13 protein-coding genes are annotated in these 14,642 nt (G+C 68.4%); 5 read left to right on the top strand and 8 right to left on the bottom strand.

Going from position 1 to position 14,642, the window contains the following annotated elements; translation table 11 throughout:
• Positions 1–36: 36 nt before the first annotated feature.
• Both AC4JJG_RS11700 and AC4JJG_RS11695 read left to right on the top strand, forming a co-directional pair.
• Positions 37–1,311 (top strand): geranylgeranyl reductase family protein, encoded by a 1,275-nt coding sequence (locus AC4JJG_RS11700; RefSeq protein ID WP_495401354.1) that lies wholly within the window; start codon positions 37–39, stop codon positions 1,309–1,311.
• A gap of 27 nt (positions 1,312–1,338) precedes the next feature.
• The gene (locus tag AC4JJG_RS11695) at positions 1,339–2,289 is read left to right on the top strand and encodes an oxygenase MpaB family protein (RefSeq protein WP_495401353.1); all 951 of its coding nucleotides are present in this window, start codon (positions 1,339–1,341) and stop codon (positions 2,287–2,289) included.
• A gap of 16 nt (positions 2,290–2,305) precedes the next feature.
• Here AC4JJG_RS11695 and AC4JJG_RS11690 read toward each other — a convergent pair whose 3' ends face one another.
• Positions 2,306–3,007 (bottom strand): demethylmenaquinone methyltransferase, encoded by a 702-nt coding sequence (locus AC4JJG_RS11690; RefSeq protein ID WP_495401352.1) that lies wholly within the window; start codon positions 3,005–3,007, stop codon positions 2,306–2,308.
• Between the two features lie 27 nt (positions 3,008–3,034).
• The gene (locus AC4JJG_RS11685; RefSeq protein ID WP_495401351.1) at positions 3,035–4,177 is read right to left on the bottom strand and encodes a glycosyltransferase family 4 protein; all 1,143 of its coding nucleotides are present in this window, start codon (positions 4,175–4,177) and stop codon (positions 3,035–3,037) included.
• Between the two features lie 108 nt (positions 4,178–4,285).
• Here AC4JJG_RS11685 and AC4JJG_RS11680 point away from each other — a divergent pair, with 108 nt between their 5' ends.
• Positions 4,286–4,906 carry a Type 1 glutamine amidotransferase-like domain-containing protein gene (locus tag AC4JJG_RS11680; protein ID WP_495401350.1) on the top strand — a complete coding sequence of 207 codons (621 nt, stop codon included), beginning with the start codon at positions 4,286–4,288 and terminating at the stop codon, positions 4,904–4,906.
• On the opposite strand, the gene AC4JJG_RS11675 is transcribed toward AC4JJG_RS11680, so the two are convergent.
• Together AC4JJG_RS11675 and menD are read right to left on the bottom strand one after the other, a co-directional pair.
• Entirely contained in the window at positions 4,858–5,361 is a 504-nt protein-coding gene (locus AC4JJG_RS11675; protein ID WP_495401349.1) for a DUF3592 domain-containing protein, read from the bottom strand. The two genes, AC4JJG_RS11680 and AC4JJG_RS11675, sit on opposite strands and share 49 nt — an antisense overlap.
• Before the next feature lie 54 nt (positions 5,362–5,415).
• A complete protein-coding gene (gene menD / locus AC4JJG_RS11670; protein WP_495401348.1) occupies positions 5,416–7,104 on the bottom strand; it encodes a 2-succinyl-5-enolpyruvyl-6-hydroxy-3-cyclohexene-1-carboxylic-acid synthase in 1,689 nt (562 codons plus the stop codon).
• Between the two features lie 78 nt (positions 7,105–7,182).
• On the opposite strand from menD, the gene AC4JJG_RS11665 reads away from it, so the two are divergent.
• A complete protein-coding gene (locus tag AC4JJG_RS11665) occupies positions 7,183–7,800 on the top strand; it encodes a class I SAM-dependent methyltransferase (protein ID WP_495401347.1) in 618 nt (205 codons plus the stop codon).
• Positions 7,801–7,802: 2 nt separating this feature from the next.
• On the opposite strand, the gene AC4JJG_RS11660 is transcribed toward AC4JJG_RS11665, so the two are convergent.
• The gene (locus AC4JJG_RS11660) at positions 7,803–8,768 is read right to left on the bottom strand and encodes a glycosyltransferase (RefSeq protein WP_495401346.1); all 966 of its coding nucleotides are present in this window, start codon (positions 8,766–8,768) and stop codon (positions 7,803–7,805) included.
• 136 nt (positions 8,769–8,904) lie between these two features.
• On the opposite strand from AC4JJG_RS11660, the gene AC4JJG_RS11655 reads away from it, so the two are divergent.
• On the top strand, positions 8,905–9,933 hold the full coding sequence (locus AC4JJG_RS11655; RefSeq protein ID WP_495401345.1) for a glycosyltransferase family 4 protein: 1,029 nt from the start codon (positions 8,905–8,907) through the stop codon (positions 9,931–9,933).
• 26 nt (positions 9,934–9,959) lie between these two features.
• Here AC4JJG_RS11655 and AC4JJG_RS11650 read toward each other — a convergent pair whose 3' ends face one another.
• Genes AC4JJG_RS11650 through AC4JJG_RS11640 form a run of 3 tightly spaced genes read right to left on the bottom strand, consistent with a single transcriptional unit; the run spans position 9,960 to position 14,511 of the window.
• Positions 9,960–11,015, bottom strand: a complete 1,056-nt coding sequence (locus AC4JJG_RS11650) for a glycosyltransferase (protein WP_495401390.1) — start codon at positions 11,013–11,015, stop codon at positions 9,960–9,962.
• A gap of 2 nt (positions 11,016–11,017) precedes the next feature.
• On the bottom strand, positions 11,018–12,961 hold the full coding sequence (locus AC4JJG_RS11645) for a glycosyltransferase (RefSeq protein WP_495401344.1): 1,944 nt from the start codon (positions 12,959–12,961) through the stop codon (positions 11,018–11,020).
• Positions 12,958–14,511 carry a flippase gene (locus AC4JJG_RS11640; protein WP_495401343.1) on the bottom strand — a complete coding sequence of 518 codons (1,554 nt, stop codon included), beginning with the start codon at positions 14,509–14,511 and terminating at the stop codon, positions 12,958–12,960. The genes AC4JJG_RS11645 and AC4JJG_RS11640 overlap by 4 nt, the downstream gene beginning before the upstream one ends.
• Positions 14,512–14,642: the final 131 nt, after the last annotated feature.

Raw genomic sequence — 14,642 nt, 5'->3', positions numbered from 1 at the left:
AGCCTAACCGCTGACCGACTGCCCCATACTGGTCGGGTGAGCAGCGACATACCGGAACGGGCGGAGGTACTCGTCGTCGGCGCGGGGCCGGGCGGTTCGGCGGCAGCGGCCTACGCGGCGGCGGCCGGTCGCGATGTGGTGCTGCTCGACGCGGCCACCTTCCCCCGCGACAAGACGTGCGGCGACGGCCTGACACCGCGGGCGGTCGCCGAACTCGATCGCCTCGGGCTCGGTGAACTCCTCGACGGCCGTCCCCGGATCACCGGTCTGGCACTGAACGGCTGGGGCGCCCGGCAGTTGGTGCGCTGGCCGTCCGCGGGCCGGTTCCCCAGCCACGGGAGCGCGGTGACGCGAATGGAATTCGATGAGGGGATCCGGGCCTACGCGGTCGCTCGGGGTGCCCGAATGGTGCAGGGCGCCAAGGCCGTCGACGTGTCGATGAACGGTGCACGGGTCGGTTCGGTGACCGTGTCCGGCACCGCGGGCACGCAGGAGATCACCGTCGATCAGGTGATCGTCGCCGACGGTGTCCGGTCCGGACTCGGCAAGGCGCTGGGACGCGAATGGCATCGGGACACCGCCTACGGCGTGGCGGCCCGCGCCTATGTACCGTCGTCCCGCGCCGACGATCCGTGGATGGGTTCCCATCTGGAATTGCGCGGGCCGGACGACGGTCTGCTGCCCGGCTACGGCTGGGTCTTCCCGCTCGGGAACGCCTCGCCGGACGGGGCGGGTGACCGGGGATTGCTGAACGTCGGCGTCGGCGCACTCGCGACGGCCAAACGTCCCGCGCATATGGCGCTGCGGCCGATTCTGGAGCACTACGCGGCCATGGTGCGCGACGAGTGGGACATCCAGGGGCCGCCGGAACGTCTGACGTCGGCACTGCTGCCGATGGGCGGCGCGGTCACCGGTGTCGCGGGGCCGAACTGGATGCTCATCGGCGACGCCGCGGCCTGCGTGAATCCGCTCAACGGCGAGGGCATCGACTACGCGCTGGAAACCGCGCGTCTGGCCGTCGAGTTGCTGGAGGAGTCGTCGGACGATCACACGACCCGGTGGCGTGACGTGCTGACCCACCACTACGGACTCGCGTTCTCCGCGGCGCGACGCCTGGCGAACGTGCTGACCGTCCCGCAGATGGTGCCCGCGCTGGGCCGGCCCGGCATCCGGTCGGGTGCCCTGATGTCGATGGTGGTGCGGGTGATGGGCAACCTCATCACCCCCGAGGACACCGATCTGATCGCGCGGGCCTGGCGCACCGCCGGCCGTGGGTCGTCGGTGCTGGATTCCCGCCCGCCATTCCAATGACACAAATTGCGCGATATATTTCATGGCATGTCCGCCATCACGACCCGCGTCAAGCACACCATCCAGAACCGGATCGCCGGCCGCTATCGGCTGCGCGGCGAGCTGGACCGGGTCGACGCCGTCACCAGTCCGGAGACCATCTCCACCGGACTCGCCACCCGCGAGTTCCCCTGGGGTATCACCCAGGCGCTGAGTTTCGCGCTCTTCCGCACCTACGCGGTGCCCTCGATCGGCGAATTGCTGTATCGCACCGGACAATTCACGGGCCGGACGCAGAAGCGCTACGACGACACCGTGCTGTTGCTCGACGCACCGATCGAGCACGGCTTCGACGCGACACAGGGCCGTGCCGGCATCCGGCGCATCAACCAGATGCATGCCATGTACGACATCTCCAATGACGACATGCTCTACGTGCTCTCGACCTTCGTCGTCTGCCCTGTGCAGTGGGTGAACGCCTACGAGTGGCGGCAGCTGACCGGACACGAGATCACCGGGCTCACGAATTACTACCGCAAGCTCGGCAAGCACATGGCGATCAAGGACATCCCGGAGACCTACGAGGACTTCGAGCGGTTCTACGAGGACTACGAGCGCCGTCATTTCTCCTTCAGCACCGAGTCACTGGCGGTCGCCGATTCGACATTGGATCTGCTGGGCACGTTCGCGCCCTACAAGTTCCTGCCGCGTGCGGTGGTGCGCCGGATGTCGTTCGCGCTCATGGACGATCGCCTACTCGAGGCCTTCCGCTACCCGAAGCCGACGGCGGTGGAGCGCGTCCTCGTGCGCGGCGGTCTCAAGGCCCGTGGCCTGGCGATCCGGTTCTTCGCCCGGCCGCGCACCGAGCCGCTGTACGGTCGGCAGACCAAGCAGATCCGCAGTTACCCGAACGGCTACCAGCTCGACGACCTGGGCACGTTCACCCCGCCCGGCTGCCCGGTCCCCCACGACGAACGCAGCGCCACCGGCACCGACTGAGCGCCGTCCGGACGGGTCAGACCCGCCGGGCCGAGTGGATGGCGGCGATGCCGCCGGACAGATTCTTCCAGGACACGTCGCCGAAGCCGGCGTTCCGGATCCGCTCGGCCAGACCCTCCTGATCGGGCCACGCGCGAATGGACTCGGCCAGATACACGTAGGCCGCCGGATTGCTGGACACCTTCGTGGCCACCGACGGCAGCGCCTTCATCAGGTACTCCATGTACACCGTCCGGAACGGACCGAAGGTCGGTGCGGAGAACTCGCAGATGGCCAGTCGCCCACCGGGTTTCAGCACGCGATGGAATTCGCCGAGCGCGGTGTCGACGTCGTGGACGTTGCGCAGTCCGAAGCTGATCGTCGCGGCGTCGAAGGAGCCGTCGGCGAAGGGCAGGGCGAGGGCGTCGGCGGCCACCTTGGGCACGCCTCGCCGGGCACCGGCCTTGAGCATGCCGAGGGAGAAGTCGGCGGCGATGCAGTGTGCGCCGGACGCGGCGAGCTCCACCGTCGACACCGCGGTGCCGGCCGCCAGATCGAGCACGACGTCCGTGGATGTCAGGCTGAGCGCCTTGCGGGTGGCCTTCCGCCAGCCGCGATCCCGCCCGAAGGACAACACGGTGTTGGTGATGTCGTACCGCTTCGCGACGCCGTCGAACATGGCCGCGACCTCGGCCGGGTCCTTGTCGAGAGTTGCGCGATCCTGCGAACCTGCTGCCATGGGTCCAACGCTACCGGCCGGACGTCCTCACCCGGCGAGCGGCACCGGCTCCGACCCGCCGGTCACCGCGCGATAGTGGCCGAGCAGTTCGTCGCAGATCACCGGCCACGTCCGGCTGCGGACGGCGGCCAGCGCGGCGCGGCCGAATTCGGCCCGCAGAGCCGGGTCGCGCATCACGTCGACGACGGCCGGCAGCCGCTCGGCATAGTCCTGCGGCGGCAGCAGATAGCCGGTGCGGAGGTGCGCGACCAGGTCACGGGGTCCACCCGCGTCCGGCCCGATGACCGGCAGACCGGACGCCATCGCCTCCTGGATGGCCTGACAGAAGGTCTCGTGCTCACCCGCGTGGACGAACACGTCGAGGCTGGCGTAGGCGCGGGCGAGGTCGTCGCCGCGGAGTTCCCCGGTGAAGATCGCGTGTGGGAGCAATTCGCCCAGACGTTCGCGTTCGGGCCCGGCACCGACGATCACCAGTTGCACCGACGGATCCTGGGCGATCGATGCCAGCCGCTCGACGTGCTTCTCGGGTGCGAGCCGCCCCACGAATCCGACGATCAGCCGGTCGTCGGCGCCCCACTGCGCGCGCAGGGTCGAGTCGGCGTGCACCGGATCGAAGAGGTCGACGTCCACGCCGCGTCCCCATCGATAGAGTCGCGGAATTCCTTGATCGGCAAGTGTTTTCAGGGTGTCCGTGGACGGCGCGAGGGTGCGGTCGCACATTTCGTGCAGTCTGCGGGTGTAGCGCCACGCCAGCCTGGTGGTGAGTGAGAGACCGTAGCTGGCGGCGAAACCCGCCACGTCGGTCTGGAACACCGCCACCGACGGCACGCCGAGCCGGCGGGCGGCGAGCGCACCGGCGGCCCCCACGACGAAGGGCGACGCGAGATGCACCACGTCGGGTTCGATGTCGCGCAGCGCGCGGTACAGCATCGGCGTGGGCACCCCGATGGGCAGCGAGGTCACCTTCGGCACCATGACCGACGGCAGGAGGTGGACCGGCGTGCGCGCACCGACCACCCGCGGCGCCGACGGCTCCCCGCGCGGCGTATCCGGTGCGACGATCACGGCCTCGTGCCCGGTCTTCTCGAGGTGCTCGACGACCCGCAGCACGGAGTTGACCACTCCGTTCATCTGCGGCAGGAAGCTCTCGGCGACGATGGCTACGCGCATGGCGTCAGTGTCGCGAAACGGACTGTCCACGGACTCGTCCCGACGTGACGCCCCGGCGAACTCCTCGTGAACGATCACCGCCGACCACCGGTCACGCACAATGGTCGTATGGACATGCTCCTGGCCAGCCGATGGTTATCGGCGGTGCCGTCCTTCGTGGCCGGCCACACGACACCCGGCGACCGGCCGCCGACGATCGGTTTCGTGGCGACGGCGTCGGAGATCTACCCGGAGCGGGGGTGGGTCGACTACGACCGGCAGACCCTGCGCGACTTCGGCTTTCAGCTCGACGAACTCGATCTCGCCCGCACCCCGCCCGCCGATCTGGCGGCGCAGCTCGACATCGTCGACGCGCTGTTCGTCTCGGGCGGAAACACCTTCCATCTGCTGCACGTACTGCGCAGCACCGGCACCGACGATCTGCTGTGCGAACGGATCACCGGCGGACTGCCGTACATCGGGGTGAGCGCGGGCGCGCTGATCGTCGGCCCGGACATCGCTCCCGTGACCGGGATGGACGATCCGTCGGAGACCGCACCCCTCGCCTCCACCGCGGGGCTCGGGCTCATCGACCGGATCGTCATGCCGCATGCGGACGGCATCGTGGTGGGACGCGCGGCCGTCGATGCGATCCGGCGGCGCCACGCCGGCGACGGACGACTCCTGTTCATCGACGACGATCAGGCCGTCGTGGTCTCCGGATCGGTGTGCACCGTCGTACCGTCCTGATCCCCCGGCCCGTTCCCGTCCGGGCGTAGGCGTGAGGCGACCATCCGGCGGTTGATCAGTGCCAGTGCGACCATCACGGCGCCGACGATCAGCCACCCGAGAATCGCGATCGAGATCGCCGGGATGATCGAGAGGCTCGCCGACCGTCCGGCGGGCCGGGCCAGGTCAGGATTCGTGGCGTCGAATTCGACGCTGATCCGCTGCCCCTTCGTCAACTCGGTGGGATAGAGCAGACCCAGCCGTGGACTGTGGAAGTCGCCGTTGGTGGTCTGGAAATTGACGTTGGCGTGCAGACGGTCCGCCGAGACCACATCGGCCATCACCGTGACCTCGTGGGAGTCGATCTGCCGGTCGTTGCGGTAGCAGCCCGCCACCAGCACGCCCGCCATCACCGTGATGACCAGACCGATCACCAGCAGCACCTTCTGGACGCGCCGCAGGATGATCGGTTTCACCCGCACCACGATAGTCGGCGTCCGCGCCGGGACCGCCACCAGTGGACGGTCGGCTCAGCCGAGTCGCGCCGCGATGGCCTGGTGGACGTCCCGCAGACGATGCCGATCGGTGGTCACCTCGATGATCTCGATCCCGCCGTCCGGTGCGGGTTCGGCGAGTACCGCGGTCAGCTCGCCGAGTGCCACACGCCGGTGCGGCAGGTGGAAACCGGCGCACAGCGCCGCAAGGTCGGTGCGGTGCGGGGTGCCGAAGATCCGCTCGTAGGTACCCGCGTAGGTGTCCCGGTCGAAGCGGGGATCACCCTGCTCGAGCAGGCCGAAGATGCCGCCGCCGTCGTCGTTGGCGACGACGATGCGCAGCGAATGCGGGCGCGGCTCCTCGGGGCCGATGAGCAGGCCGGTGGCGTCATGCACGAAGGTCAGGTCGCCCATCAGCGCGACGGTGCGTCCCGACGGGTTCTCCCGGCCGTGTGCCAGCGCGGCCCCGATGGCGGTGGAGTTGGTGCCGTCGATGCCGGCGACGCCGCGGTTGGAGAGCACCCGCACACCGTCGGTGACGTGACCGGCCAGCGCGACGTCGCGGATCGGGTTGCTGGCGCCGACGACCAGCTGGTCGCCCGGCGCCATCGCCGCGCTGACGACCCTGGCCACATGCAATCCGGTCACGGTCTGCTCGTCGGCGGCATCGGTGTCGAGTTCGGTGTCGACGGCGTCGAGCACCCGCTGCTGTGCTGCGGCGCACTCCTTGAGCCAGTCCTCGGACGGGCGTCCCTCCGGCTCCACGCGGGTGCCGGTGGCGTAGACGTTGCCCGACACGTCGGGCCAGCGCGGTCCGGTGGTCAGCGCGTACACCCGCACATGCGGGTCGGCGAGCAGACGCGACACCCCGCGATGCAGGGTCGGCCGTCCGCAGATGATCGCCTGCTGCGGGCGGATCGCACCGAGTGCGAGCGGATGCAGCGGATTCTCCACATGCGGCGCGGTCGGTTCGGCGACGGTCGGGATTCCGGTCAGGGCCGGATGCTCCCCCGCTCCGTGCCCGGAGACCACGACGGTATCCAGCGACAGGTCGATGGGCAGCGGTACGTCGAGACGGCCCACGGGCGCCTGCGTCCACGGCAGACGATCGGGTCGTCCCGCGAACAGTCCGTCGGCGATCTCGTCGAGGTCGAGTCCGGACTCCGTGGCGGCGTCGGGCACCAGCGGTTCCCGCAGCGGGATGTCGAACTGGACGGGACCGGCGTTGCCGGTACGGGCGCCACGAGCCGCGGCCAGCACCCGGCCCACGGCCGAACGCCACTGGCTGTTGGTGTCGACGTCCTGTTCGGCGAGCCCGAGACTGATGGTCGCGCGCACCTGCGTGCCGAAGATCCCGAACTGTTCGACCGTCTGATTCGCACCGGAACCGAGCAGTTCGTACGGGCGATTGGCGCTCATCACGATCAGCGGGACCCGTGCGTAGTTGGCCTCCAGCACGGCGGGGCCGACGTTGGCGACGGCGGTTCCGCTGGTCATCACGATGGGTACGGGTCGTCGCGACGACACCGCCAGACCGAGTGCCAGGAAACCCGCGGACCGCTCGTCGATCCGTACGTGCAGGCGCAACTCCCCGGCGGCGTCGGCCGCATGCAGGGCGAAGGCCAGCGGGGCGTTGCGTGACCCCGGGCAGAGCACGGCCTCGGTGACACCGCCGCGAATCATTTCGTCGACGATCACCCGGGCCTGCAGTGTCGAGGGATTCATCGCTCCAGACTAGGCCGAGACCGTCGGTGCATACTCGATGGGAGCCGATGCCGAGGTCGGCGCAGGAGGGTATGGGCCGTGGGCTTCTACGACGATCGGATACTGCCGCATCTCATCGAGTTCACCTGCGGGATGCCCGCTCTCGCGCCCATGCGCGAGCGCACCTGCGCAGGCCTGAGCGGTGACGTCGTCGAGCTCGGTTTCGGGTCCGGCCTCAATGTCGGCGCCTATCCGGACACGGTGTCGAAGATCACCGCCATCGAACCCTCCGACAACGGCTGGCGCCTCGGCTCGGAACGGGTGGCCGGATCGCGGGTGCCCATCGAGCGCGGCGGACTCGACGGCCAGCGGCTCCCCTTCGCCGACAACACCTTCGACGCGGCCCTGTCCACCTTCACCCTGTGCACCATCCCCGATCTCGCGAGCGCCCTCGCCGAGGTACGTCGCGTCGTGAAACCCGGTGGCACACTGCATTTCCTGGAGCACGGACAGGCACCCGACGAATCGGTCCACCGGTGGCAACGCCGGTTGACGCCGATCCAGAAGCGCGTCGGCGGGGGCTGTCACCTCGACCGGGACATCGGCGGCACCCTCCGATCGGCGGGTCTGACCGTCACCGCCCTGGACCGGTTCTACGCACCGGGCACACCGAAGGTCTTCGGTGCCATGAATCTCGGTGTGGCGCAGATCGGTTGAGTTCAGCCCTCGATGAGCGCGGACAGCGTCCCGAGGTAGTCCCGCATGGTGAAGGACGCCTGTTCGCGGGCGGTTCGGCGAAGCCGGTCGCGCCGCTCCGGGTCGTCGAGCAACTCATCGACCGCGGTGCGCAATGCGGTGGGGTCGGCAGGTCGGACCAGCACCGCGGTCGTCGCATCCAGATAACCCCGCAGACCTGCGACATCACTGGCGACGACGGGCACTCCCGCGTCGACGGCATTCATCACCCGGATCTGACCGACGCTGGTCCCGGTCTCCGGCACGACGATCACGTAGACGGTCGACGCCGCCAGTTCCGCGAGGTGGGCGTCCTGCGAAATCTCCACCGCGATCTCCACGGTGACGCCATGCCGTTCGGCGAGAGAGCGCACCTCGGCGTGGTCGTCGGCGCTGCACACTGCGACGACCGTCCAGTCGGCGCCCTCCGCCGCGGCGAAGAACGTCGCCCAGTCGACGCGACGGCCGGACGCCATGACACGGCGCCGGGCATCCAGCTCGGGCAGTGCTCCCGGACCGGAACTCTGCGGCCAGCGCACCAGACGGAATCGTTCCGCGGTCACCCGATGCAGGGCGGCATAGGATTCGGAGTCACCCTCGGACAACACCTGAGCGACCCGGACGCCGCGGCGGAACATCCACGCCCGGCCGCGGTCGAGCAGGTCGTGCCAACGACCCGATGGTTGCCTGTGCACGATGTACTCGAGCAGCACCATCCGTCGCCGTCCGGTGACGGCGCACAACAGAAGACAGACCTTGGTCGCGATCCCGGGATTGGTGGTGACGATCGCCGGATAGCGCAGTCCCGCAACGAATAACGCCAGACCGCGAATCAGGGCCACCCGCATCGCGAGGACTCGGACCGGAGCCGGAAGATCGCGAAGCACCTCATCGAGGGGGATCACCCCGTCGAGCTGCTCCGCGTACCAACTGTCCCCCAGCGCGCTCACACGCGAAACCCTACCGTAAGCGGGTCCTGTGGACACCGGACCGCTATTCGGCATCATGGTGTGCGTGAGACCGACTCGACCACTGCGCATCCTGGCCGTTGGCCCGGCCCCTTCAGGCCCCGACAGCCGTGGCGGAATGGCCACCGTGCTGAGCCAGATGATCGAGATCGATTCGTCTTCGGCCGAGTTCACGGTCGTGCCCACCTACAACGACACCCCGCTGCTGTCCCGCTGGTGGCTCGGTATCCGGGGCATGGTCCGTGCGGCCGCGCTGATCGCCTTCGGACGGGTGGACCTGCTGCATGTCCATCTGGCGCACGGCGGTAGCGTGCTCCGGAAATCGGTTCCGTTGTGGGCGGCCCGATTACGCGGCGTCCCCGCGGTGATTCACGCGCACTCCTACAATTTTGCCGACTGGTACCGGACGCTGCCTGCTCCTGCCGCCCGGGTGGTGCGCCTGATGCTGCCCGCGGATCGCTGGCTCATCCTCGGCCGTGACTTGGCCGACGAGTACCGCGACGTCCTGGGACTCGACGCGAATGCTGTTCAGGTGCTGCACAATCCGGCTCCCGAGGTGACGGGCACCGATCTGCCCACCGCCAACGCGGAAGCACCTGTCATCGCGGTGGCCCTCGGTCGGCTCGGTGAACGCAAGGGCACCTTCGACGTGATCGAGGCAGTCGGCCGGCTCGACGAATCGATCCGGTCACGACTCGTGGTCGTGCTCGCAGGTGACGATCAGGTCGAGCAGGCCCGCGCCGCCGCGACACGGGTCAACGGCAACCTCGGCGCGAAGGGACCTGTGCAGGTGCGGGATTGGCTCAACCCCGACCAGCGGGACGCGCTGCTCGGCATCGGCGACATCTTCCTGCTGCCCAGCTACGACGAGGGACTGCCGATGGCACTCCTGGAGGCCATGGCCGCCGGGCTGGCGCCCATCACGTCGCCGGTCGGAGCGATCGGTGACGTCATCGACGACGGTCGCAACGGCATCCTGGTGCGCCCCGGCGACATCGATGCCATCGCCGCCGCGATCGAACGCCTCACCACCGACGACGTCTACCGGCGCGAACTGGCCACACATGCCCGCGACACCGTGCGCACATTTTCTCTTGCGGGTTGGCACGCCGAATTGCTCACCGTCTGGCGATCGCTCGCCCGCTGACCGACGTCGGGCCTTCTGTCCACCGGTCAGCGCATCGTCGTCGACATGCGCCGGGCCGGATCGCTTGCGGCGACGACAGCACAGACATCACGCAGGGCAGCACCGACGCGGTCGAGTGAGTGGATGCGCTCATAGCTTTCGCGCGCGGCCACGCCCTCCTTATGTGCGACATCGGGATCGGCGAGGCGGCCGAAGGTGTCGGCCAGGCCCGCGACATCGTCGACGGCCACCGGCGGTACCCCGGACGGCTGGAATTCCGGCAGCGCACCACGATCCGAGACGATGGGGGCCACACCGGCCTGCATGGACACGACCTGCACGCCACTCTGTGTCGCGACCCGATAGTGCGCCAGGGATCCCTTCGCGCGACTCAGCACCGTCATGAGCTCGTTCTGATCGTACGAGCCACCGTTCCACCGCACCGTTCGAGGCAGTTCGGGTATCGCGTCGCCGGCACCATAGAGTCGTAACAGGTCGCCTCGGTAGGAGGATGAGGCCACATGCCGCTCCCACGCCTCCAGGACGGTCGGCAGGTTCTTGTAGGCGTTCAGCCTTCCGACCATCACGAAATCCCGGCGATCGGGTGCGTGGGTGATCGGCTCGACGATCCCGTCGGGGACATCACTGGTCAGCGGAACCACCATGGGAGGTGGCGTGCTCTCGGGTAGTGAATGCGCCACATGTTCGCTGAAACACAGTGTGGCACACGCTGTCCGATGCCACCGACGGAACAACGGGCCATGCCAGGCGGGCATTTCCTCGTCGTCACCATGCGGTCGGTCGTCATGGACGACGGTGATCCGGGGCCTCCCGCGTCCCAGGAGCATCCACCGGGGATCCCGCACCAGTTCGGTGACCACCACGTCGGCGTCGAACGCCCGGACTCGTCGTGCGGCACAGACGAATTCGGGCCAGCTCGACGCCTTCTTGGGACGGGGGTCGAGCACGAGCTCCCACGGTTGAGGGGCGAGTTGTTGCGGGTGCTGACGCGAGGTCACGAGCAGCACCTGGTCGCCGGCCCGCCGCAGTGCTTCGGAGTGCAACCGTGCCAGGGGCCGCATCCACGGCGAGAGCCACAGGATCCTCATGGCCGTCCCCCGATCACCGCGGCGATGGCCGACTCGTAGGCGTCGGCCATGGCCTCCACCGTGTAGAGCGCGGCAGACCGTTGAAACCCCTTCTCGCCCACCGCTGTCAGCCGATCACGATCCGACATCGCATCGGCCAGCGCCGTACGCCACGCCGGCACTGTCGCCTCAGGGACCACAAAACCTGCGGCACCGTCGTCGAGCATGTCACTCACCGAGCACACACCGGTCGCGATGACCGGTAGCCGCCGTGCCATCGCCTCGACGATCACCAGGGGGAATGCCTCGGATCGGCTCGGCACACACACCAGGTCGGCGTCCGCAAAGGCATGGTCGGGCCCGGGAGACCATCCGCGCCAGCGGATCCGGTCGCCGAGCTCCGCCGGAGTGAGTGCCTGCAGTCGCTCGCGATCCGGCCCGTCCCCGAAGATGTCGAGGCGCCAGTCGGTCTGACCGTCTCGTGCCAGATCGGCCAGCGCTTCGACGAGAAGATGCGGATTCTTGTGCTCCACTATCCGCGCGAGCATCACCAGGCGGAGCGGGCCGCCACGACGGGTGGTGCGCTGCGGGATTCGCGTGAGTTCGTCGCCGGTCATCACCCCGTTCGGCGCGACGACATGCCGCTCCCCCAGCGACTGGAAGCGAGTGGCCTCCTCCCAGTGCCGAGGAGACAGCGCGACGAATCCGTCCGCGCGACTCATCGCACGGGCGAGCGGCACGGAGTAGGTGGGCCGATCGGGCTCCGGGGGAATGTGGGCACCCACGAGCCATCGGCGGCGTGATCGTCCGGTGCGCCACAGGGTTCCGAATCCGGTCTCGGTATTCGTGTCACCGGTGATCAGAACCGCGTCCTGGGCCCCGATCTCGACCACGGGCGCCCACCATGGCATCCGGACGACCCGGACGGTCGGTGGCACCTCCGCGATGAGCGGCCCGAGTCTCTGGATGCACACGATGGTCACGTGGTAGCCACGGCGGTCGAGTTCGGAGGCGAGCACCACGTGCTGCCGTTCCGCGCCACCGAAACACAGTCGATTCGTAGTGATGACGACCGATGGTTTACCGGTCGTCACCGACTGGCGATATCGCGTGCGCTGACGGCGTTCGGAACGCTGCATCCGGTCCAGGAGCGTGCTGCCGGCGAGAAAGACATCGGCTGAGCGTTTCCCCCGCACCTGTTCGAGATTGAGTGCGATGTTGCTGCGCAACAGGTCCGCGGACCGGCGCGTCGCCGGGCCCTCCCCGGCGACCGTTCCGTGACCGCCGTGACGAATTCCGCGTTCGGGCGCAACCATCAACCGATACCCGAGTGCGCGCGCACGCCGTTGCCACTGCTCCTCCTCGCCGTAGAGAAAGAACTCCTCGTCGAACTCACCGACCGCCTGCCAGGCCGCACCCGAAATCGCCAGGCACGCACCGGTTACGTAACCGTCCACCTGGTCCGGATGCTCCGGGTACAACGAGGACCACGGGGTCGCCCGCAACCTCGTCGAGTACCAGGCGGTGTCGACCAGGCGGCGCAGCACCGTCGCCTCCCGATGGGCGACGTCCCAGTCACGCGCCCCGGAATCCGCGTGCGGGTCGTCGGTGTAGGGGGCCACTGCCGCGACTCCGGGTTCCGCGAGCATCGCAATCGTCACGGACAGGTCGCCGAGCAACACCGCATCGGGGTTGAGCAACAAGAAGTCCCGGCCACCGGTCGTCCGGGCGAGTCGGTTGACCCCGGCCGCGAACCCGATGTTCGGCGACCCCAGGTACCAGTCGATCTCGGGGTGTTCCGCGGCAAACGTGCGGACGCCGTCGAAGCCGTCACCGGAGTTGTCCCACACCGCGATCCGCGATTCGGGCAGGAATCGCCGCACCGAGTCCAAGCAGGTGCGCAGCAGATCCGGGTTCTTGTAGGCGACGACCAACACGTCGAGCCCCGAGGGCGTACTCATCCCGGCCACCTTTCGTTGTGCCGTACGGCGGGCAGTTCGGTCGTCGCGTCATCGAGTTCAGCCGGGGATGCGGCCTCCGCGCCCCCACTGCGGACGAACTCCTTGAGGAACGACCACCGCGCAGGCCCGACGAGCAGATTGACCAGCACGTAGACGATCCCGGCGGCGAGACCCGCGAGGACCACCGAGGTGCCGGAGATCGACCAGGCGACGAGAACCGCGGCCCCCACCGGAATCAGGCACCACGCCACGAATCCGGTGGGCTGCACGCGCAATCCCATGCTGCGCAGACGAACGGAGGCCACGACGACGCCGATGGCCTCACTGATGACGAGGACGCAGGCCGCACCCCGGGCGCCGAACTGCGGAGCGACCGCGAGGTTCAGCAAGATGTTGATGACCAGATTGATGATGTTGAGACGCATCAGGAACACCTGCTGATGCGCCGCGAACAAGGCCTGGGAGACGGCCGCGTTGAGGAAGGACAGCCCGGCGGCCAGGAAGAGGAACGCGAGGACCGCGTGCCCGGCGCCGAACGCATCAGAACCGATCACACGCATGATCCCGCCGGACAACAACGCTCCGACGGCCATCAGCGGCAGCGCGATCAGGTACAGCATCTCGATGGTGCGCCGCACGAACTTCTCGAATTCCGCACGGCTGGCGGCGAACAGCGCGGTACTCGTCGAGAGCGTGGTGGCGAGGAACAGATCCGGCACCATCGAGGCGGTGAATGCCAGGGTGTAGCCGAGCCCGTACAGACCTACCTGCTCCGGGGTGGACATCACCGACAGGATGACGCCGTCGATGCGCCAGTACAGCACGCCGATGACGAGAATCGCGGTCTGCGGCAGGCTTTCCCGCACCAGACTCATCGACGCGTCCATCGAGAACACCGGCGTCGCCGTGGTGACCCGGCGCGCGGCGAAATACTTGATCAGCAGCTGCCCCAGCGGTGGGATCAGTTGCACCATGGCGAACCACAGGAGCGGGGCGCCCGTGACGACCAACGCGATGGTCGCGATCATCGAGCCGAATCGCCCGGCGACGTCGGCCAGCGCGGGAGCGCCGAAACGCACTCGCACCATGAACACCGGATCGAAGGAGTTCGCCAACGCGGTCAGAGCGAGGCTGCCACCGATGATGACCACCATCGCCGCGGTCTCTCGTGACTCCTGATAGACCATGACTCCGGCAAGCATGGACAGCGCGGTCAGCGGCAGGCAGAACACCATGGACAGCCCGAGATTGGTGCGCACGAGAGCGTGCAGCCGCGCCTCGGGATTCGCTCCGGCACTTGCCGATGCCTCACCGGTGACCCGCCGCACGATGACCGCGTTGATACCGAGTTCGGTGAAGCTGGTCCACAGTGCGACGAACATGATCGCGGCTTGCAGGTGCCCGTACGACTCGGGTCCGAGAGCGCGCGTGGTGAGAGACACCGTCACCAACGAGGCGACCGTGCCTGCAATGCGCGCTGCCATCTGCAGCACGGTTGCCGAGGCGATCCGCGACCGGCGCGTCGAATCGCCGGCCGCCGCCTCGGTCACGACGGATCTCGCTTCAACGTGACTTCTCCAGCAAACCTGTTCGGGCGGCCCGACATACGTTCGGACCGCACACATCCAGCACAGCAGCGGAGATGTTCACGTGCCCCCAACGCACACCCGGTATGCTCACG

The sequence above is a fragment of the Gordonia sp. B8661-1 genome, from assembly GCF_059427765.1.
The sequence above is the reverse complement of the archived record's forward strand: the minus strand, read 5'-3'. Positions and strand labels throughout refer to the sequence as shown.

Bases quoted from the DNA above. Each gene is read 5' to 3' on its own strand.
- AC4JJG_RS11695 (WP_495401353.1), top strand. From the start codon at position 1,339: ATGTCCGCCATCACGACCCGCGTCAAGCACACCATCCAGAACCGGATC.
- menD (WP_495401348.1), bottom strand. From the start codon at position 7,104: ATGAATCCCTCGACACTGCAGGCCCGGGTGATCGTCGACGAAATGATT.
- AC4JJG_RS11690 (WP_495401352.1), bottom strand. From the start codon at position 3,007: ATGGCAGCAGGTTCGCAGGATCGCGCAACTCTCGACAAGGACCCGGCC.
- AC4JJG_RS11680 (WP_495401350.1), top strand. From the start codon at position 4,286: ATGGACATGCTCCTGGCCAGCCGATGGTTATCGGCGGTGCCGTCCTTC.
- AC4JJG_RS11685 (WP_495401351.1), bottom strand. From the start codon at position 4,177: ATGCGCGTAGCCATCGTCGCCGAGAGCTTCCTGCCGCAGATGAACGGA.
- AC4JJG_RS11645 (WP_495401344.1), bottom strand. From the start codon at position 12,961: ATGAGTACGCCCTCGGGGCTCGACGTGTTGGTCGTCGCCTACAAGAAC.
- AC4JJG_RS11655 (WP_495401345.1), top strand. From the start codon at position 8,905: ATGGCCACCGTGCTGAGCCAGATGATCGAGATCGATTCGTCTTCGGCC.